Annotated in this window: 19 protein-coding genes; 12 read left to right on the top strand and 7 right to left on the bottom strand. The window is 61.8% G+C overall.

Annotated features, from left to right (window positions below):
* Positions 1–108: 108 nt before the first annotated feature.
* From ACOYXI_RS10925 to fabF, 3 genes are all read left to right on the top strand, one after another.
* Positions 109–444, top strand: coding sequence for a ComEA family DNA-binding protein (locus ACOYXI_RS10925; protein ID WP_134787034.1), 336 nt, complete (start codon positions 109–111; stop codon positions 442–444).
* Between the two features lie 212 nt (positions 445–656).
* Complete coding sequence (locus tag ACOYXI_RS10920) at positions 657–1,454, top strand: SDR family NAD(P)-dependent oxidoreductase (RefSeq protein WP_282413029.1); 798 nt, start codon at positions 657–659, stop codon at positions 1,452–1,454.
* Between the two features lie 17 nt (positions 1,455–1,471).
* Positions 1,472–2,746 carry a beta-ketoacyl-ACP synthase II gene (gene fabF, locus ACOYXI_RS10915; protein WP_461674836.1) on the top strand — a complete coding sequence of 425 codons (1,275 nt, stop codon included), beginning with the start codon at positions 1,472–1,474 and terminating at the stop codon, positions 2,744–2,746.
* Here fabF and ACOYXI_RS10910 read toward each other — a convergent pair.
* The 3 genes from ACOYXI_RS10910 to eat form a co-directional block, all read right to left on the bottom strand.
* Positions 2,743–3,300, bottom strand: a complete 558-nt coding sequence (locus ACOYXI_RS10910; RefSeq protein ID WP_134787031.1) for a TetR/AcrR family transcriptional regulator — start codon at positions 3,298–3,300, stop codon at positions 2,743–2,745. The two genes, fabF and ACOYXI_RS10910, sit on opposite strands and share 4 nt — an antisense overlap.
* A gap of 158 nt (positions 3,301–3,458) precedes the next feature.
* Positions 3,459–3,626, bottom strand: coding sequence for a DUF2897 family protein (locus ACOYXI_RS10905; RefSeq protein WP_003226857.1), 168 nt, complete (start codon positions 3,624–3,626; stop codon positions 3,459–3,461).
* Positions 3,627–3,753: 127 nt separating this feature from the next.
* Positions 3,754–5,118: an ethanolamine permease gene (eat, locus tag ACOYXI_RS10900; protein ID WP_007963671.1), complete on the bottom strand. Its 1,365-nt coding sequence runs from the start codon at positions 5,116–5,118 to the stop codon at positions 3,754–3,756.
* Positions 5,119–5,526: 408 nt separating this feature from the next.
* Between eat and kdpF the strand changes: the two genes are divergently transcribed.
* The 6 genes from kdpF to ACOYXI_RS10870 all read left to right on the top strand — a co-directional run bounded on the left by kdpF (position 5,527) and on the right by ACOYXI_RS10870 (position 13,693).
* Positions 5,527–5,616 carry a K(+)-transporting ATPase subunit F gene (kdpF, locus tag ACOYXI_RS10895; protein WP_007963673.1) on the top strand — a complete coding sequence of 30 codons (90 nt, stop codon included), beginning with the start codon at positions 5,527–5,529 and terminating at the stop codon, positions 5,614–5,616.
* A gap of 8 nt (positions 5,617–5,624) precedes the next feature.
* Positions 5,625–7,319, top strand: a complete 1,695-nt coding sequence (kdpA, locus tag ACOYXI_RS10890) for a potassium-transporting ATPase subunit KdpA (protein ID WP_027612451.1) — start codon at positions 5,625–5,627, stop codon at positions 7,317–7,319.
* A gap of 10 nt (positions 7,320–7,329) precedes the next feature.
* Positions 7,330–9,393 (top strand): potassium-transporting ATPase subunit KdpB, encoded by a 2,064-nt coding sequence (gene kdpB / locus ACOYXI_RS10885; RefSeq protein ID WP_134787030.1) that lies wholly within the window; start codon positions 7,330–7,332, stop codon positions 9,391–9,393.
* Between the two features lie 228 nt (positions 9,394–9,621).
* On the top strand, positions 9,622–10,167 hold the full coding sequence (gene kdpC / locus ACOYXI_RS10880) for a potassium-transporting ATPase subunit KdpC (RefSeq protein ID WP_096794945.1): 546 nt from the start codon (positions 9,622–9,624) through the stop codon (positions 10,165–10,167).
* 127 nt (positions 10,168–10,294) lie between these two features.
* Positions 10,295–12,946, top strand: coding sequence for a DUF4118 domain-containing protein (locus tag ACOYXI_RS10875; RefSeq protein WP_461674835.1), 2,652 nt, complete (start codon positions 10,295–10,297; stop codon positions 12,944–12,946).
* A gap of 48 nt (positions 12,947–12,994) precedes the next feature.
* Complete coding sequence (locus ACOYXI_RS10870) at positions 12,995–13,693, top strand: response regulator (RefSeq protein WP_003226844.1); 699 nt, start codon at positions 12,995–12,997, stop codon at positions 13,691–13,693.
* Positions 13,694–13,837: 144 nt separating this feature from the next.
* Here ACOYXI_RS10870 and ACOYXI_RS10865 read toward each other — a convergent pair whose 3' ends face one another.
* Positions 13,838–14,884 carry a patatin-like phospholipase family protein gene (locus ACOYXI_RS10865; protein ID WP_027612455.1) on the bottom strand — a complete coding sequence of 349 codons (1,047 nt, stop codon included), beginning with the start codon at positions 14,882–14,884 and terminating at the stop codon, positions 13,838–13,840.
* Positions 14,885–15,100: 216 nt separating this feature from the next.
* On the opposite strand from ACOYXI_RS10865, the gene ACOYXI_RS10860 reads away from it, so the two are divergent.
* From ACOYXI_RS10860 to ACOYXI_RS10850, 3 genes are all read left to right on the top strand, one after another.
* The gene (locus ACOYXI_RS10860) at positions 15,101–15,379 is read left to right on the top strand and encodes a hypothetical protein (RefSeq protein WP_007963692.1); all 279 of its coding nucleotides are present in this window, start codon (positions 15,101–15,103) and stop codon (positions 15,377–15,379) included.
* Between the two features lie 79 nt (positions 15,380–15,458).
* Positions 15,459–16,226 (top strand): CHAD domain-containing protein, encoded by a 768-nt coding sequence (locus ACOYXI_RS10855; protein ID WP_461674834.1) that lies wholly within the window; start codon positions 15,459–15,461, stop codon positions 16,224–16,226.
* A gap of 225 nt (positions 16,227–16,451) precedes the next feature.
* Positions 16,452–17,246, top strand: a complete 795-nt coding sequence (locus tag ACOYXI_RS10850) for an acyl-CoA thioesterase (RefSeq protein ID WP_461674833.1) — start codon at positions 16,452–16,454, stop codon at positions 17,244–17,246.
* Between the two features lie 5 nt (positions 17,247–17,251).
* Here ACOYXI_RS10850 and ACOYXI_RS10845 read toward each other — a convergent pair whose 3' ends face one another.
* From ACOYXI_RS10845 to ACOYXI_RS10835, 3 genes are all read right to left on the bottom strand, one after another.
* Positions 17,252–17,617 carry an Mpo1-like protein gene (locus ACOYXI_RS10845; protein WP_027612458.1) on the bottom strand — a complete coding sequence of 122 codons (366 nt, stop codon included), beginning with the start codon at positions 17,615–17,617 and terminating at the stop codon, positions 17,252–17,254.
* 213 nt (positions 17,618–17,830) lie between these two features.
* The gene (locus tag ACOYXI_RS10840; RefSeq protein ID WP_461674832.1) at positions 17,831–19,312 is read right to left on the bottom strand and encodes a methyl-accepting chemotaxis protein; all 1,482 of its coding nucleotides are present in this window, start codon (positions 19,310–19,312) and stop codon (positions 17,831–17,833) included.
* Between the two features lie 214 nt (positions 19,313–19,526).
* Positions 19,527–20,333: a TatD family hydrolase gene (locus tag ACOYXI_RS10835; RefSeq protein WP_134787025.1), complete on the bottom strand. Its 807-nt coding sequence runs from the start codon at positions 20,331–20,333 to the stop codon at positions 19,527–19,529.
* Positions 20,334–20,402 lie beyond the last annotated feature (69 nt).

Raw genomic sequence — 20,402 nt, 5'->3', positions numbered from 1 at the left:
TGTTTCACATCCTGTAATAGACGCATTTTTGACACCCGCCAACCATCGCCTAAGTTTGGAGAGCAGCTTCGGAAAGCTGCTTTCCCAAACGATGATGGAGCGTCATTTATGCGTAACGGTTTTTTCTACTCTCTGGTTTTTGCTTTGCTCACCAGTGCTTCAATCGCTGTAGTGGCGGCACCTGCCGTTGTCCAGAACACGGATAAGGCTACGATGGTGAGCGATACCGTTGCGACGTCTACCAGTGAAAAGGTCGATCTCAACGGCGCCGACGCAGCAACTCTGCAAAAACAGCTGTCCGGAGTCGGCGAGGCGAAAGCCAAAGCGATTGTTGCGTATCGTGATGCTAATGGGCCATTCGCCTCGGTGGATGAACTGCTTGAAGTGAAGGGCATCGGCAAGGCGATCCTCGATCGCAACCGCGACAAGCTGGAAGTGAACTAAGCTGATTGTTCAACGCCAAGGGGCCGGTCATTGACCGGCCTTTCTGCTTTCTGGTGGTAGAGATGCGGCAGAGAGAGGGGCGTCGCGTTTGTCGGTGAGCTGAAAATTATGGGTATCATATTGTCTTTGGATTATGCCTATAATAATTTCCGCCACCTCCAGGCCAGTGAGCGTTGGAGGCCTATCTCCCAATATGTTTCAGGAGCGCTGTCATGAGTTCAGTCCAGTCTCAAGGTACGGCCGTCGTCACTGGCGCATCGTCCGGTATCGGTGCCGTCTACGCGCAGCGGCTGGCAGCGCGTGGTTTTGATTTGCTGTTGGTGGCACGCGATCAACAGCGTCTTGAAAGCGCTGCGGGCGAGTTGCGCGAAGCGCACGGTGTAAAGGTCGAAGTGCTCAAAGCCGACCTGACGCAAAAGAACGATGTCCTCAAACTCCAGCAACGCCTGCGCAGTGATTCGAGCATCAGCCTGTTGGTGAATAACGCAGGGGTCGCAGCCGATGGTTTGCTGGCCAATTCCGACGCCGAGCAACTGGAGCGTCTGATCCAATTGAACGTCACCGCCGTGACGTTGCTGGCCTCGGCAGCCGCCGCCAGTTTCGCCAAGGCTGGACGCGGCACGATCATCAATATCGCCTCGGTGGTGGCGCTGTTTCCAGAACGCTTCAATGCAACCTACAGTGCGAGTAAAGCCTACGTGTTGAGCCTGACTCAATCGCTCAACGCCGAGCTCGAAGGCACTGGCGTGAAGGTGCAAGCGGTGCTGCCCGGCGTTACCCGCACTGAAATCTGGGAGCGTTCCGGCATCGATGCCAGCGGCATTCCGGCGGAGATGGTGATGGAGGCCGGCGAGATGGTCGATGCGGCGCTCGCCGGTCTGGATCAGGGCGAGTTGATTACCATCCCGTCGCTGCCTGACGAGGGTGAATGGCAGGCCTTTGTGCGTGCACGACATGTCATGGCACCGAATCTGTCGCGCAGCTCCGCGGCTGAACGCTACAAAAATTGATCAGAGGTAACTGCGGTATGAATCAGCGTCGAATTGTTGTCACCGGAATGGGCCTGGTTTCGCCTTTGGGGAGTGATCTCGAGATTGTCTGGCAGCGTTTGCTCGCCGGACGCTCGGGCTTGCGCAATTTGCCGGAGGCGGTGAGCGCAGATCTGCCGACCCGGGTCGCCGGGATGGTGCCAACGGCGGCGGAGGACGTCGAGGCCGGTTTCGATCCGGATATTGCCACGCCGCCCAAAGAGCAGAAGAAGATGGATCGCTTCATCCTGTTCGCCATGGAAGCGGCGCGCCAGGCGTTGGCGCAAGCCGGATGGCAGCCGTCCGAGGCCAAGGATCAGGAGCGCACCGCGACCATCATCGGCTCCGGTGTTGGCGGGTTCGGTGCAATAGCCGACGCCGTACGCACCACCGACAGTCGTGGCCCGCGTCGGCTGTCGCCGTTCACCATTCCATCGTTTCTGGTCAATCTGGCGGCCGGACATGTGTCGATCCAGCACGCTTTGAAAGGCCCGCTCGGCGCACCGGTGACCGCTTGTGCGGCCGGCGTACAGGCGATCGGCGATGCTGCGCGGATGATTCGTGCCGGTGAAGCGGATATCGCGGTTTGCGGTGGCGCGGAAGCCTGCATTGATCGGGTCAGCCTGGCCGGTTTTGCCGCGGCGCGAGCGTTGTCCAGCGGTTACAACGACACCCCCGAACGTGCCTCACGACCCTTTGATAGTGGTCGCGATGGTTTCGTGATGGGCGAGGGCGCCGGTCTGCTGGTGATCGAATCGCTGGAGCATGCGCTGGCACGTGGCGCGCAGCTTTTGGCTGAGCTGGTCGGTTACGGCACCACTGCCGATGCCTATCACCTCACCGCCGGGCCGGAGGACGGCAGCGGTGCACGACGCGCGATGCAGTTGGCGCTGGCTCAGGCGGGTGTTGCGCCAGATCAGGTGCAGCATCTCAATGCGCATGCGACCTCGACGCCGGTGGGCGATCTTGGTGAGTTGGCAGCGATCAAGGCGCTGTTCGGTACGGAGAATAAAATCGCCGTGACTTCGACCAAATCCGCCACCGGGCATTTGCTCGGCGCTGCCGGCGGGTTGGAAGCGATCTTCACCTTGTTGGCCATCCGGGATCAGGTCGTCCCGCCGACGCTCAACTTCGACAATCCCGATCCGGCGAGTGCGGGTGTAGATATCGTTCACGGTCAGGCGCGGTCGATGCCAATCGAGTATGCCCTGTCCAACGGTTTCGGTTTTGGCGGAGTGAATGCCAGTGTGCTGTTCAAGCGCTGGCAGGCTTAGTCCTGCGATTGCTTGAGGTGATCGCGCGTGACGTCGAGGATGCGTTGGGCAAACTCGGCGTCAGCGACACTGCGTGACAGCAAGAGCGCGCCGACCAGCGTCGACATGATGACAATGGCCCGGTCGGCGTTGTTGTCGCCCTCGAGGGTGCCTTCGATTTGACTCAGTCGGGCATTGAGTACCGCATCACTGGTCGGGCTCGGCTGGCCGCGCAGACCCAGCTCTGAGGAAATGGTCAGCAGCGGACAGCCTTCGTGCGGGGAGGTCTGATGCCATTCGGACAGGTAGGTGTCGATAAACGCCTGCAGCGGCTGTTCCTTGGCAAAGATCTCGGCGCACAGACCATCGACTTGATCGCTCGCCTCCTGCAAGGCTTTTTCGACCAGTTCGTCCTTGGATTTGAAGTGTGAGTAAAAGCCGCCGTGGGTCAGCCCCAGTGCTTTCATCAGGGGTTGCAGACCGGTAGCACCAATGCCGTCTTTGCGAAATCGCGCCGAGGCTTCCTTGATGATCCGCTGATGGGTTTGAGCTTTATGATCTTGCGAGTAACGCATGTGGAACTCTCCGCAACAAGACCACCATCTTAACCAAGGTAAATGACATGGTGACTGTACTTCTACTTCTTAAAAGCGCGCCGCTGAGTCCAACACGATCCTTGGAGTTAATACTCCCACAAAAAACAAACCCCGCCGATTCAGGCGGGGTTCTTCGTTCAGCGATCCTGCGCGTCTTTGATGTCCGCTTCGGCGTTGCGCTGCGCAACGCGTTTGCGTTCTTCATCGGTCAGTTCAACCTTGTTGGCGGTGTCGCGCAGCATCATCAATCCGCCAACGATCGAGCCGATTGCAACGACCAGAATCAACCAGGCATACCAGGGCATAACGGCTCTCCTTAATGGCAGCTCGGCGGGCGAGGGTTTCGCCAGCGACGCTGCATACCACTTTGAGCGAAGTGAGTTCGCAGTGGTTCCATTCTAGGCCGGTTAAGCCCGGTGTACCCGAAATCCCTCAGCGGCCGGTCAGCATCGCATCGGCCGGAGCGTCAGCGCGCAGTTGCCCGGTGAGCAGGAAGTAGCCGAAGCCGACCGCCATGAAGCCAAGGAAAATCAGCCCGATCAGTGCATTGAACCAAGCCATGGCGATCAGGCATACCACTGCCAGCACCAGTGCGATCAGCGGAATCAGCGGGTAGCACGGCGCACGGAAAGTACGCTCTAGATTCGGTTCGGATTTGCGCAGTTTGAACAGGCTGAGCATGCTCATGATGTACATCACGATCGCGCCGAACACCGCCATGGTGATCATCGCGGCGGTGAGGGTCATGCCACCGAGGTTGATCAGGCCATCGCTGTAGATCGCGGCGATGCCGATGATGCCGCCGGCGATGATCGCGCGGTGCGGGGTCTGGAAGCGCGAGAGTTTCGCCAGCGACGCCGGCAGGTAACCGGCGCGGGCGAGGGCGAAGAACTGCCGCGAGTAGCCGAGGATGATCCCGTGGAAACTCGCCACCAGACCAAACAGGCCGATCCACACCAGCATGTGCAGCCAGCCGGAATTGTCACCGACCACGGTCTTCATCGCTTGCGGCAGAGGGTCGTTGATGTTCGCCAGGGTGCGCCAGTCACCGACGCCGCCCGCGAAGAACATCACGCCCATCGCCAGCAACACCAGGGTCAGGATCCCGCTGATGTAGGCCTTGGGGATCGTGCGCTTCGGATCCTTGGCTTCTTCGGCAGCCATCGCCGCGCCTTCGATGGCGAGGAAAAACCAGATCGCAAATGGAATCGCGGCGAACATCCCGGCAATCGCTGGCGGCCCGAACACATCGGAACCGGCCCAGCCATTCAGGGCAAAGCTACTGAAGCTGAACGCTGGCGCGACCACGCCCATGAACACCAGCAATTCGATCACCGCCAGCACGCAGACGATCAGTTCGAACGTCGCGGCCAGTTTGACCCCGAGGATGTTCAAGGTCATGAACACGATATAGGCGCCGACTGCCGCATGTTTCGGGTCAAGCGCCGGAAATTGCACGTTCAGGTAGGCGCCGATCGCCAGCGCAATCGCCGGAGGTGCGAAGACGAATTCGATCAGCGTGGCCAGCCCGGCGATCAGCCCGCCTTTCTCACCGAACGCACGACGGCTGTAAGCGAACGGCCCGCCGGCATGCGGAATCGCCGTGGTCAGTTCAGTGAAGCTGAAGATGAAACAGGTGTACATCGTGGCGACCATGAACGAGGTCACTAGAAAACCCAGCGTGCCAGCCACGCCCCAGCCGTAGCTCCAGCCGAAGTACTCGCCGGAAATCACCAGCCCGACGGCGATGCCCCACAGGTGCAAGGTGCCCAGCGTGGGTTTGAGTTGTGTGTTCATGCGCATGCTCCCGGAACGGTTTGGAAAGCTCGGGGGAGGGCGTGTGCAGTGGGCGTGCCATTGCTGGGAGTCAGGTCGTAATGCGCTGAAAGCTGTCGTATCGGGGATGTTTGCGGCTGGATGAGCGTTTTTTGTGCGCCAGTTGGGTGCGATGTTGTCGGTTATGCCGTCTTCGCGAGCAAGCCCGCTCCCACATTGGATCTGTGGCGTTCACAAATCCCCTGTGGGAGCGAGCTTGCTCGCGAAGAAGCCCGCCAACACGACGCAAAACCCACCTGTAACGAACGCATAAACCCACTCTTTACGCTTTCTTTATGCCCAGCCAACCCCCTCGGTCTCGTTCCTTTACAGCCTCCTTTCCGACAATGCCTCCACACGCGGCAATACGCCGTAAAACGGAGATCTTCCATGAGCGTTCTGGACGGGGTGTCCCTGCTGTTGGCAGCCGGGCTGTTCATTTATCTGTTGGTTGCGCTGTTGCGCGCGGACCGGAACTAGGAGCGGCTATGCACAGTTATGACTATTGGCTGATCCTCGCGTTTTTTGCGGTGGTCTTGCTGCCGGCGCCGTTCCTCGGGCGCTTTTACTACAAGGTGATGGAAGGTCAGCGCACCTGGCTGACGCCGATTCTCGGCCCGGTCGAGCGCGGTTGCTATCGGATTGCCGGGGTTGATCCGCAGGCTGAGCAGAGCTGGCAGAAGTACACGCTGGCCTTGCTCGCGTTTAACCTCGCCGGTTTCCTGCTGCTGTTCGCGATACTGTTGTTTCAGGATCACCTGCCGCTGAACCCGCAAAACCTGCCGGGCCAGGAATGGACCCAGGCGTTCAACACCGCGGTCAGTTTCATGACCAACACCAACTGGCAGTCCTACAGTGGTGAAGCGACCCTCAGCTATCTGAGCCAGATGGTCGGCCTCACCGTGCAGAACTTCGTCAGTGCCGCCACCGGCCTGGCGGTGCTGGTTGCGCTGTGCCGTGGCATCGGTCGCAAGTCGACCAAGACTCTGGGCAACTTCTGGGTCGACATGACCCGCGCCACCCTCTACGGCCTGCTTCCGCTGTGCCTGCTGCTGGCGCTGTACCTCGTCTGGCAGGGCGTGCCGCAGACCTTCGCGCAATATGTGAACGCGGTGACGATGCAGGGCGTTGATCAAGTGATCCCGCTTGGCCCGGCGGCCAGCCAGATTGCGATCAAGCAACTGGGTACCAACGGCGGTGGCTTCTTCGGTGTGAACTCGGCGCATCCGTTCGAGAACCCGACCGCGTGGAGCAACCTGTTCGAACTCGCGTCGATCATTCTGATTCCGGTAGCGCTGGTGTTCACCTTCGGTCATTACGTGAAAGACCAGCGTCAGAGCCGCGCGATCATCGCCTGCATGCTCGCACTGTTCCTGATCGGCGGCGCGACTTCGCTGTGGGCCGAATATCAGCCCAACCCGGCGCTGAACAATGTCGCGGTCGAACAGACCGCGCCGCTGGAAGGCAAGGAAGCACGCTTCGGTACAACCGCCACCGTGTTGTGGTCGGTGACCACGACTGCGGCGTCGAACGGTTCGGTCAACGGCATGCATGACAGCCTCAACCCGCTCAGCGGCATGGTGGCGCTGGTCAACATGATGGTCGGCGAAGTGATCTTCGGCGGCGTCGGTGCCGGGCTCTACGGCATGTTGCTTAACGTGCTGATCGCGGTGTTCCTCGCCGGTCTGATGATTGGCCGCACACCGGAATACCTCGGCAAGAAACTGCAGGCGCGGGAAGTGCAATTGCTGGTGGTGACCTTGCTGGTGATGCCGGTGGGTGTGCTGGTACTCGGCGCCATCGCGGCGGCTCTGCCTGGCCCGGCGGCGACCATCAGCAATCCCGGCCCGCACGGTTTTAGCCAGTTGCTCTATGCCTACACCTCGGCCAGCGCGAACAACGGTTCGGCTTTCGGTGGCCTGAGTGCCAACACCCCGTTCCACAACCTGATGCTCGGTCTGGGCATGTTGATCGGTCGCTTCGGCTACATCCTGCCGGTACTGGCACTGGCCGGCAGCCTGGCGATGAAGAAAACCGCACCGATCGGCCAGAACAGCTTCCCGACCCACGGCCCGCTGTTCGTGACCCTGTTGACCGTGACCATTTTGCTGGTGGGCGGCCTGACCTTCCTGCCGACCCTGGCGCTCGGTCCGATTGCTGAACACTTGAGCATGGGCTTCTAAGGAATCGATCATGAATATGCATGTTCCTGCAAAACCTGCGGTGCCGACCCAGTCGGCAGAAGCACCGAAAACCGCGATCTCGGCCCTGTGGCGTCCGGCGCTGGTGCAAGCCTTCGTCAAGCTCGACCCGCGCCAGCTGGTGCGTTCGCCCGTGATGCTGGTGGTCGAACTGACGGCGATTTTCACCACCGTGCTGTGCTTCATCCCGGACAACGTCGTGCCGACTTTCGTCGCCGCGCAGATTGCTCTGTGGCTGTGGTTCACCGTGCTGTTCGCCAACTTCGCCGAGGCCTTGGCCGAAGGTCGCGGCAAGGCCCGCGCCGACAGCCTCAAGGCTGGCAGCGAAGGCCTCAGCGCGCGGCGCAAACTGGCCAACGGCAGCTTCCAGGTGGTGCCTGCCGCCAGCCTGCGCAAAGGTGACGTGGTGCGCGTCGAAGCGGGGGAGATGATCCCCGGTGACGGCGAAGTCATCGAAGGTATTGCCGCGGTCAACGAAGCGGCGATCACCGGTGAATCGGCGCCGGTGATTCGCGAGTCCGGTGGCGATCGCTCGGCGGTCACCGGCAACACGCGCCTGGTGTCCGACTGGTTGTTGGTGAAGATCACTGCCAACCCGGGTGAATCGACCCTCGATCGCATGATCGCCCTGGTCGAAGGCGCCAAGCGCCAGAAGACCCCGAACGAAGTCGCGCTGGATATCCTGCTGATCGGCCTGACCCTGATCTTCCTGCTGGTGGTGGTGACCCTGCAGCCGTTCGCCCACTTCGCCAACGGCAGCCTGCCGCTGGTGTTCCTGGTGGCGCTGCTGGTCACGCTGATTCCGACCACCATCGGTGGTTTGCTGTCGGCCATCGGTATTGCCGGGATGGATCGTCTGGTGCGGCTGAACGTGATCGCCAAATCCGGGCGCGCCGTGGAAGCGGCCGGTGACGTGCATGTGTTGCTGCTGGACAAGACCGGCACCATCACCTTCGGTAACCGCCGTTGCAGCGCGGTGTATGCCGCGCCAGGCGTGAATGGTCGCGAACTGGCCGAAGGCGCGTTGTTCGCTTCGCTGGCCGACGAAACCGCCGAAGGCAAATCCATCGTCGAGTACCTGCGCGGTCTGCACCCACAAACCGAGCCGGCGCTGGATACGTTGACTGCCGTGCCGTTCAGTGCGGAAACCCGCTTGTCCGGTGTCGACTATCAGGGCCGCGTGTACCGCAAGGGCGCAGTCGATTCGCTGCTGGCCTTCCTCGGTCAACAACGCTCCGATCTGGCCCCGGCGCTGTCGCGGGAAATCGACAAGATCGCGCAGAGCGGCGGCACGCCGTTGCTGGTCTGCGCCGACGGCAAGTTGCTGGGTGCGATCCATCTCAAGGACGTGGTCAAGCCAGGCATTCGCGAGCGTTTTGCCGAGCTGCGCAAACTGGGGATTCGCACGGTGATGGTCACCGGCGACAACCCGTTGACCGCTGCGGCCATCGCGGCTGAAGCGGGCGTCGATGACGTGCTCGCCGAGGCCACCCCGGAGAAAAAACTCGCACGTATCCGTCTCGAACAGAACGACGGTCGTCTGGTGGCGATGTGTGGCGACGGCGCCAACGATGCTCCGGCGCTGGCCCAGGCTGACGTCGGCATGGCGATGAACGACGGCACGCAAGCCGCACGCGAAGCCGCCAACATGGTCGACCTCGACAGCGACCCGACCAAGCTGCTGGACGTGGTGCAGATCGGCAAGGAATTGCTGGTGACCCGTGGCGCGCTGACGACTTTCTCCATCGCCAACGACGTCGCCAAATATTTCGCGATTCTGCCGGCGCTGTTCGCCGCGATCTATCCGCAACTGGGCGTGCTGAACATCATGCACTTGACCAGTCCGCAGAGCGCGATCCTCTCGGCGATCGTCTTCAACGCCTTGATCATCGTCGTGCTGATTCCACTGGCACTGCGTGGCGTGCGCGTGCAGGCAGCGAGTGCCGCGGCACTGCTGCGGCGCAACCTGCTGATCTACGGACTGGGCGGGATTCTGGTGCCGTTCGTGGGGATCAAGGCGATCGACATGCTGCTCACGGCTTTGCATTTGGTTTGAGGTTGGAAGAGCCCCTCACCCTAACCCTCTCCCGGAGGGAGAGGGGACTGATCGAGGTGTTTGTAAGAGGCGTACCGACCTGGGATAGCGAGCCAAACTCAGGTCTGGAAAAGCGCAGAGATCGGCTCCCTTTCCCCTCGCCCCCTTGGGGGAGAGGGCTGGGGTGAGGGGGAAAAGATCTCCCTGGTACCCCGCAAAAGTTTGCCCAACGAATTCGAGGATTTTGCAATGTCCACAATGATACGTCCGGCCCTGAGCCTGCTGGTGCTGATGACCCTGATCACCGGCGTGGCCTATCCACTGGTGGTGACCGGCGTTGCGCAGGTCGCTTTCCCTGAACAGGCCAACGGCAGCCTGGTGCACGACGCCGATGGCAAGGTGCGCGGCTCGTCGTTGATCGCCCAGGATTTCGTCGGTGATGCGTGGTTCCATCCGCGCCCTTCGGCGGGCGCCTTTGCCACCGTGTCCAGCAGCGCCAGCAACCTCGCGCCGAGCAATCCGGCGCTGGCCACGCGGGTGATCGACGACGCCAACAAGTTGCAGGTGCCCGGCCAGGGGCCGGTGCCATTGGCGCTGCTGACCACCTCCGGCAGCGGCCTCGATCCGCACTTGCCACCGGCGGCAATTGCCTATCAACTGGCGCGTGTCGCGCAAGCGCGCAACCTGCCTATGTCGACTTTGCAGCAACTGCTCGATGCGCACATCGAACAGCCGCTGGTGGGGCCGCCGGTGGTGAATGTGCTGGAGCTGAACATGGCGCTGGAAAAGCTGTAATTCTGCGGCGCGGCCATTCGCGAGCAAGCTCGCTCCCACAAGAGCAACACTGAACCTGTGGGAGCGAGCTTGCTCGCGAAGAGGCCATAACTGGCAACGCATAAACATCTGACTGAAGAGATCAAGCATGAGCGACTCCGGCCGCGCCGACGCGCTGTTAGCAGACCTGCCCCGCGACGGCCGTGGCCGGCTGAAGATTTTCCTCGGCGCCGCCCCCGGGGTCGGCAAGACCTACGCGATGCTCCAGGCCGCGCACACGCAATTGCGCCAGGGCGTGAAAATCATCGCCGGTGTCGTCGAAACCCATGGCCGTGCAGAAACCGAAGCGCTGCTCGGCGGTTTGCCGCAGCAGCCGCTGGTGCGCTCGGAATACCGTGGCGTGATGCTCGAAGAAATGGACCTCGACGGCCTGCTCGCGGCCAAACCCAAGCTGGTGCTGGTGGATGAGCTGGCGCACACCAACGCCCCCGGCAGCCGACATGCCAAGCGCTGGCAGGATATTCAGGAACTGCTTGCCGCCGGCATTGACGTCTACACCACGGTCAACGTCCAGCACCTGGAAAGCCTCAACGATCAGGTGCGCGGCATCACCGGCGTGCAGGTGCGCGAAACCCTGCCGGACTGGGTGCTGCAGGAAGCCTACGAACTGCTGCTGATCGACCTGCCGCCGCGTGAATTGCTGGAGCGTCTGCGCGAAGGCAAGGTCTACGTGCCGGAACAGGCGCGGGCGGCGATCGATGCGTTTTTCACCCAGACCAACCTTACCGCGTTGCGCGAACTGGCGATGCAAACGGCGGCCGCGCAGGTCGATAACGATCTCGCGCAAGGCTATCGCCAACTCGGTCAGGCGGCTCCGGCGGTGCGCGGACGTTTGCTGGTCGGCGTCGATGGCGATGCGCATGCCGAACGCCTGGTGCGTCACGCCAGCCGCGTGGCCCAGCGTCGGCATTTGCCGTGGAGTCTGGTGCATGTCGACAACGGCACAGTGCGCGACGAGCAATCGCGCCTGCGCCTGCAAAATGCCCAGCAACTGGCTGAACGCCTCGGCGGCGAAGTGGTGTTGTTACGCGCCGGCGAAGTGGCGAAAACCCTGATTCAGCATGCTGCCGAACGCCGGGCGAGTCTGCTGCTGGTCGGCCAGTCGCGGCCGAGTCTGCGCCGTCGCCTGTTCGGTGGCGGGCTCGCCGCGCGTTTGCTGCGCCAGGCCCACGGCCTGGAAATCAACGTCCTCGACAACGACCATGAGCACCCGCAACAGCGCCTGCGAACGACGCCGACGCTGGTCTGGTTCGACTATCTGTTGGCGCTGGTTGCCACGCTGTTGGCCAGTGCCCTGGCCTGGGCGGTATCGAGTATTTTGCCGCTGCCAAACATCTCGCTGGTGTTCCTCGCGGCGGTGCTGCTGGTGGCGGTGCGCAGCAGTCTGGGCCCGGCGCTGGCCTGCGCGGCGTTGTCGTTTCTGACCTACGACTTCCTGTTCATTCCGCCGAATTTTTCCTTCGCCATCCAGCGCGAAGAAGATGTTCTGACCTTGCTGTTCTTCCTGCTGATGGCGGCGCTCACCGGCAATCTCGCGGCGCGTCAGCGGCGGCAGTTGCAGGCGTTGCGCGACACGCAAGAAGAGACCACAGAGCTGCTCGATCTGTCGCGCAAACTGACTGCGGCAACGGATCGTCAGGCGGTAGTCAGCGCTGCGGCGCAGCACCTCAACGGCTGGAGCGATCTGCAATTGTGCCTGCTCAACCGCGACGGGCAGGGCGGCTGGAAAGTCGAGACCGGCGGGCCGCTGGAATTCAGCGAATCGGAACGCGCCGCCGCCGACTGGGCCTGGCAACACGATCAACCGGCCGGCATGGGCACCGGCACGCTGCCGTTCGGTCGCTGGTGGTGGTGGCCGCTGTCGGTGGAGGACGGGCCGCTGGCGCTGCTCGGGGTCTGCGCCAAAGAGGGCCAGACCTTGAGCGGCCAGCGTCGACGCCTGCTCACCGCGTTGAGTCAGCCACTGGCGCAGGCGCTGGCGCGGGCGCAACTGGCGGACGATCTGGAAGCCGCGCGCCTGCACGGTGAAACCGAGCAGTTGCGCAGTGCGCTGCTGGCCTCGGTATCGCATGATCTGCGCACACCGCTGACCGCCATGCGCGGCAGCATCGACAGCCTGCTGGCCCTCGGCGAAGCCATTCCGCTGGAGGATCGCCGCGAGTTGCTCGAAGGCACCCGCGACGAAGCCGAACGCCTCGATCGCTACATTCAGAACCTGCTGGACATGACCCGCCTCGGCCATGGTGCATTGAAGCTCGCGCGCGACTGGGTAGCGCCGGCGGACATCGTCGGCAGTTCGCTCAATCGCCTGCGTGCGGTGCTCGCGCCGTTGCAGGTCAGCACCGATGTGCCGTCCGAGTTGCCGCTGCTGTTCGTGCATGCGGCGCTGATCGAGCAGGCGCTGGTCAATGTGCTGGAAAACGCCGCACGCTTCTCGCTGGCTCACGGTCGTTTGCAACTGAGTGCCGGGGCGAGTGAAGACGAGATTTTCTTCACGGTCAGCGATGAAGGGCCGGGGATTCCCGAAGAGGAGCGGGCGAAGATTTTCGACATGTTCTACACCGCCGCTCGTGGCGATCGCGGCGGGCAGGGCACCGGTCTTGGCCTGGCGATCTGTCAGGGCATGGTCGGCGCGCATGGCGGGCGGATCAGCGTCGCCGACGGCATTGACGGGCGCGGCACCAGCATCACCCTGCACCTGCCGTTGCAGACGCAACCGGGGATGGACAATGAAGCCTGATCGCGACTGCGCTACTCTCTTGCCAATCTTTTGTGTCGATGTGAATTCATGAGCCAGACCGCGACCATTTTGGTCATCGATGACGAACCGCAGATCCGCAAATTCCTGCGCATCAGCCTCGCCTCACAAGGCTACAAGGTGCTCGAGGCCGGCACCGGTGCCGAGGGCCTGGCCCAGGCGGCGCTGAACAAGCCCGACCTGCTGGTGCTCGACCTCGGCCTGCCGGACATGGACGGCCAGCAGGTGCTGCGCGAGTTTCGCGAGTGGGCCACCGCGCCGGTGCTGGTGCTGTCGGTGCGGGCCAGCGAAGGGCAGAAAGTCCAGGCGCTGGATGGCGGCGCCAACGACTACGTGACCAAGCCGTTCGGCATTCAGGAATTCCTCGCCCGGGTCCGTGCGCTGTTGCGTCAGGCACCGGCCGGCGAGGCGCAACAGGCGGCGCTGACGTTTGGCCCGTTGACCGTGGACCTGGCCTATCGACGAGTGCTGCTCGACGGCGTCGAAGTGGCGCTGACTCGCAAGGAATACGCAGTGTTGGCGCAACTGGCACGGCATCCGGGCCGGGTGATCACCCAGCAGCAATTGCTCAAGGACATCTGGGGGCCGACGCATACCGAGGACAGTCATTACCTGCGGATTGTCGTTGGGCATTTGCGACAGAAACTGGCGGATGATCCGACGCGGCCGCGGTTTATTGTGACGGAGGCGGGGGTTGGGTATCGGTTGTTGAGTGAGAACAGCCTGTAGGTTTTGGGGTGGCTGAGCTGACGCCTTCGCGAGCAAGCCCGCTCCCACAGGGTTCTTCGGTGTGATTGAAATTTTGTGTTTCACACCCGGCCACTGTGGGAGCGGGCTTGCTCGCGAAGAGGCCCTGACAGCCAGCCGAGAACTTCAGGGCTCTCTACTCTGCTCACTCTCATACCGATCCAGCGTATCCCGCGCAATCTCCCGCCCCAGCGCGATCAGTTCCGGCGCCTTGTAGAACTCGAAAAACCGGCACACGCGCTTTGGCACGTTGATCAGGATGTCCGGCGGATAGCCGGCGATCTTGTATTGCGCCAACGAGGTCTGCATCACCTCGAAACTTTGGTTGATCAGGTCCAGCAGTGACGCCGGCCCGACGTTGTCGATGATGAAAGAACCGGTGGCGGACTTCGGCGCGCCTTCGCGCTCGGGTGCCGCTGCCGGTTGCTGACTTTCCGGTTCGCTGCCTTCCAGCCACGGGTTTATGTCGGCGGCTTCGGCGCGCAGCGCTTCCTGTTCCAGCAACAGCAATTGCTCGGCCTGTTTGCGGCGGAACGGCATCTTCGAACCCAGCGAACTGAGCAGGCTGTCGAAGCGCGAACGAAACGCGGGCGGGCGCTGAATCACCGGCAATTTGTAGTGGCGCTGGTTGGTCGCGTTGAGGTTGACCGCGATGATCAGGTCGCAGTGGCTGGAGACCACCGGAACGATCGGCAACGGGTTGAGAATGCCGCCGTCCACCAGCATCCGGTTGCCCTGCATCACTGGGGTGAACAGGCTGGGAATTGCCGCCGAGGCGCGCATCGCCTGATGCAGGCAGCCTTCCTGAAACCAGATTTCCTGTTGGTTGGTCAGGTCGGCAGCGACCGCGGTGTAGGGAATGCGCAGGTCTTCGATGTTGATCTCGCCGACGATCTTGCGGATCTGCCCGAAGACCTTTTCGCCACGTATCGCCCCGAGGCGAAAACTCACGTCTACCAGCCGCAGCACATCCAGATAATCGAGGGTTTCGATCCAGGTGCGGTACTCGTCGAGTTTGCCTGCGGCATAGATCCCGCCGACCACCGCGCCCATCGAACAACCGGCAATGCAGGCAATGTCGTAACCGCGTCTTTCGATTTCCTCAATGACCCCGATATGGGCATAGCCCCGGGCGCCTCCGGAGCCCAGCACCAGTGCGACACGCTTTTTCATCAAACTTCCTCCCGACAAGGCTCCACAATGCACCCATCCGGGGGCGGGCGACAATCGGCAGGGTCGCTGGAGACGGCAGGGGCGTCGTTTTTTCGATACTCCGTGACCGCTCGGCGCTATGCTCTGGTCACCGCAGATTCATGGGGCGCCAAGGCACTTTTCCCGCGCCGCAACGTCTTACCTGCACGACTGTTGACCTATTTTGAGGTGTGAGTGATGAAAGCCTGGATCTGTGTGCCGTTGATCGCCCTGGCATTGGCCGGTTGCGCTGGCAAGACTGCTTATCGGGACAGCTGTGGCAGTCAGCTGGATGCGGCGTGGCATGAACTGGACCTGGCCAAGGCCGAAGGTTTCGCCGGCACGGTCAGCTACTCCAAGGCGCTGTCGCTGCTGACCGCGGCCAAGACTCAGCAGCAATTTGAAGGCTTCGAAGGTTGCAGCAACAAGGCCGAGAAAGCCCGTTTCTATATTCGCGAATCCCGCGCCGGACGCTAAGCTGCTGACTTGACGCAAGGATGCGCCTGCCTTCTCACGGCAGACTCATCCTTCAAGCCATGTGAATCAGGAGCAAGTGATGTCTGCGTTGGTGGATCGGTCGGTGGCTCATGTCCTGAGTCTGGAAGTGCGATTGCTGGCCTGTCAGGCGCGCCTGACCGCGCGTACCGACCCCGAGGCGCTGCACGACTTGCGCACCACGGTGCGGCGCTTGCGCAGCCTGTTGCGACCCTTGCGTGGTTTGCCCGGAGTCGAGCAACTGGAAGGTGCCGCCTCGGCGGTCGGTCAGTTGACCACCCCGTGGCGCGATCGCGAGGTACTGGCGGCGTACCTGCTCAAGCATGATCAACCGCAAGCCGCACAGCGACGCATGGCGCAAATGGACGAAGCCTATCCAGCATTGGCAGCGAGCGCCGAAGTGGCTTCGCTGCTGATCATTCTCGACGCTTTCCCACGATTCCTGCGTGCCTCCGAGCGTCAGGGCCTGCTCAAGGGCCTGGGCAAACGCATCGAAAAACGCCTGCACAAACAATGGAAGAAACTCGACGAGGCGCTGCACGATCCCGCCCACGACCGCCATCGTCTGCGCTTGCTGATCAAGCGCGTGCGGTATGGCATCGAAGCCTATCCGGAACTCGATCGCCTGCCTGAGCCGGCGCTGGAGCGGCTGAAGTCGGCGCAGGGCGCGCTGGGTGACTGGCACGATTGCTGGCAGTGGCTGGCGCGGGCCGAACTGGAAAGCGATCTGCAACCCTGCGTCGCGACGTGGCAGGCGGGCCTGATCAAGGCTGAAGCCAAGGCCGATCGGGTGCTGGAAAAACTCAGTTCAGCCTGTTTCAAATCCTGAATCCACTCAGATCCCCTGTGGGGCGGGCTTGCTCGCGAAAGCGGTGTGCCAGTCACAGATGTGTCTACTGATACACCGCTTTCGCGAGCAAGCCCGCTCCCACATTCGATTATCTTCCTGACCTTAAGGCCTTTCTGTCAGTCCATTTGACCGGAATAGACGCTGCAGCGCTCTGCCATGCTGGTTAAGATCGCTGCATTCCTTTTTTCGCTTGCCGAGGTTGTCATGCGCTTTTCCGATCTGATCGAGGCGGTTCGTCGCCAGCCAGAAGTGATCATTCCTGCCGAGTGGGGTCAGGGTCGGGCCAGTTTTGGTGGCCTGGTCGCGGCGCTGCAATACGAAACCATGCGCGCGCAAGTGCCGGCGGAGCGCCCGGTGCGTTCGTTGGCGATCACCTTTGTCGGCCCGGTCGAACCGGAAGTCCCGGTGAGCTTCGAAGTCGATGTGTTGCGCGAAGGCAAAGCGGTCAGCCAAGTGCTGGGCCGGGCTGTGCAGAACGGTCAGGTAGTGACGATCGTGCAGGGCAGCTTTGGTGCTTCGCGACCTTCGGAAGTCGCAGTCGAGGCCTATCCGGCAACTGAAATGAAACACTGGGAAGAATGCCAGGAGTTGCCCTACATCAAGGGCGTGACTCCGGAGTTCATGCGCCATCTGGCGATGCGCTGGAGCGTTGGCGGCATGCCGTTCACCGGCAACAAGTCGCGACAGATGGGCGGCTGGGTGCGTTTGCGTGGCGATGTGAAGGAAGAGCCGGTCAATGAGGCGCATCTGCTGGCGCTGGTGGATGCGTGGCCACCGGCCTTGTTGCCGTACCTGAAGAAGCCGGCACCGGGCAGCACGCTGACCTGGACTATTGAATTCGTGCAGCCGTTACGCGAGTTGAGCACGCTGGACTGGTGCAAATATCTGGCAGACATCGAATACGCCGCCGACGGCTATGGCCATGTCGCCGCCAAGTTGTGGAGCGCGGAGGGAGAGTTGATCGCCATGAGTCGGCAGACCGTGACGATTTTTGCCTGAGTCACTCAATGCCGACGGTGGCGCTCCCGCCAGGCGCGCCACCAGCCGCCACTGAGGAAAAACCGCGGAAAGGTCAGAAACTGCTCGACCAGCAAGCGCGACACGGCATCTTTACGATCACTGAACGGCTCGGAGGCTTGCGCCTCCAGGCTGTGGCCGTGGCGCTGCAGACCCAGCGCCGCGACGATACCGATCACACCGATGGCAATACTGGCCAGACTCAAGCTGAACACGCCGGACACGATCAACAGAAATGCAACGATGAACAGCGGCACGGCAATCAGGTGCAGCACCAGATTGGTCGGATGCTGGTGATTGTTCGGGTACGCGCGCCATTGCCACGCGGGAAGATTGGGGTGACGTTTGCCCATGTTGACTACTCCTCGATCCATGTTGAACACATGCTTGAAGAATAGGCCGGGGCGGGTGGGGCGGCGAATCAAGGTTGGCTATGGTGGTGATAGGTGCAATGGCTGGATTCGATGGTGTTGCAATTGACGCCATCGCGAGCAGGCTCACTCCTACAAAGGATCTGCTGCGTACACAAATCCCCTGTAGGAGTGAGCCTGCTCGCGATGAGTCCCTTAAAGTTTGAGTTGACCGATGGCCTTGCTCAACTCCCCGGCCAGCGTCGCCAACTCATTACTGGTAGTCGCCGAATCCACGGTCTGTTGCACGGTGTTTTCGGTCACATCACGAATGCTCACCACCGCCCGATTCATCTCTTCCGCGACCTGACTCTGCTGCTCCGCCGCCACCGCAATCTGCGTGTTGCTCTCGCGCATCTGCGCCACCGCGCCAGTGATTTCCGCCAGCGCCTCGCCAGCCTCCTGCGCCTGCTGCACGCAGTCGTCGGCCTTGTACGAACTCTCCTGCATGAAGTCCACCGCATCGCGGGTGCCGGCCTGCAGCGCCGAGACCATGGTGGTGATTTCATCGGTGGAGGTCTGCACACGTTTCGCCAGGTTGCGCACCTCATCAGCGACCACCGCAAAACCGCGGCCCATCTCGCCGGCACGCGCCGCTTCGATGGCGGCGTTGAGGGCCAGCAGATTGGTTTGCTCGGCAATGCTGTGAATCACACTGACTACGCCGTTGATCTTCTGGCTGTCTTCGGCCAGGCGCTGAATCATCTCGGCGGTCTGCTGCACGCCGCTGGAGAGTCCGGCAATCGACTGCTGCACGCGGCTGACCACTTGCTGGCCGCTGCCCGCGAGGCCATCGGCAGTCTGCGACAGATCGCGGGTGGCGCCGGCGTGCTGGGCGATGTGATAAACCGTGGCAGTCATTTCATTGATTGCGGTGGCGGCCTGATCGGTCTCGCTCTGTTGACCGAGCATGCCGTGGCGCACTTCGTTCATGCTTGCTGCCAGACGCGCAGCGCCGACGTCGAGTTGCCGCGCGGTGTTGGCGACCGTGGTGACCACGCGCTGATAACCGGCCTGCATCGCGTTGAACGCATTGGCCATTTGCCCGACTTCGTCCTTGCAGGCCAGCGGCACGCGGGCCGAGAGATCACCGCTCTTCTCGACATGCAGCATCACGTCTTTCAAGGTGTTGAGCTGACTGAGCAGGAAGCGGATCAGCAGTTGCGAAGCGCCGAGCATGGCCAGCATCAGGATGAACACCGCCACCGCGTAGTTGGCAAAACGATCACTGAACACTTGCGCCAGACTTGGGCCATAGGCGATGACCGCGACTTGCTCGCCGTCGGCACGGCTGAACACTTCAGCGCCCAGCAGCGGGTTGTTGCCGAACAGCGGCAGATGATTGATCTCGTTCCAGCCGTTGCTATCGCTGATCTCCAGCACGGGTTGATCGTTGAGGCGCGGCGCTTCACCGCGTTTGAAAGTCAGCACTTGATCGGCCTTGGGCAGCGCCTGCCCGTCCGGCCACGCCTTGAGCAATTGCGCCTGGGCCTGTGCGGAGGTTTTCGACGCGAGGCTGCGTGCCTGCTGCTCAAGTTGCACGGCGTACAGCACCAGCAGCAGGGTGGTGACGAAAGCGACCGCATTGACCGCCCAGAATTTGTATTTCAGCGAGATATTGCTAAGCCAGGCACCCATGGAGGTCTTCTCTGATAGCGGAAACAGTTTTGGCAAGGTGCCAGCATTGTGCCGCTATGCAGATCTGAAGATCTTGATACAGGTCAACAGGTTCTACGCTGAGCCCCTTTGTGGGAGCGGGCTTGCTCGCGAATGCGGTGGTTCAGTTAATTAACAATGACTGACACACCGCCTTCGCGAGCAAGCCCGCTCCCACAATGGGATTTGAGGCGTGTCAGGGCAGGGCGGGGAGGTTGAAGAACGCGCGGGCACAAGCCGTTGTGTGCGCAGCCAGATCTTCCTCGGTCTCGCCCCGATGCAGCGCCACTTCGCGCAGCACCTCGGTCAGATACGCTGGCTCATTACGGCCGTTCTTCGGCTTTGGGCGCAAGGTGCGCGGTAGCAGGTACGGCGCGTCGCTTTCGAGCATCAGTCGTCCGCGCTTGATCTCCTTGACCAGCGGGTGCAGATGCGTGCCACGGCGCTCGTCGCAGATCCAGCCGGTGATGCCGATGTGCAGGTCCAGATCGAGGTAACTGAACAGGGCTTTTTGCTCGCCGGTAAAGCAGTGCACCACGGCGGCGGGCAGTTGGTCGCGGAAGTCCCTGAGGATTTCCAGCAGACGCTGACTGGCATCCCGCTCATGCAGGAACACCGGCAATTGCAGTTCTACTGCCAGCGCCAGATGTTCTTCGAGGACTTTTTCCTGTTGCGGGCGCGGCGAGAAATCACGGTTGAAATCCAGCCCGCATTCGCCCACGGCGACCACGTTTTGCTCTTGCAGCAGACTGCGCAAACGACGCGCGCTGTCAGCGTTCCAGTCACTGGCCGAATGCGGGTGAATGCCAGCGGTGGCAAACAGCCGCTGGCCGCTTTGATCCAGTTGCCGGCAGAGCTCCAGCGCCTGTTCGCTACTCTCGACGCTGGTGCCGGTCAGCACCAGTTGGCAGACCCCGGCAGCGTAGGCGCGGTCGAGCACGGCCTGATGTTTTTCGGCGAAACTGGGGTTGGTCAGGTTGACGCCGATATCGATGAGTTGCATGGTTCTACCTCGGGCCGAAGGCCGGAAAGCATACCAGAGCTGTAGATTTATAAGAAAAGCCAAGAACTA

The organism is Pseudomonas sp. G3-19 (assembly GCF_054855875.1).
Note: the sequence above shows the minus strand (reverse complement) of the source record. Positions and strands in the feature narration are given on the sequence as shown.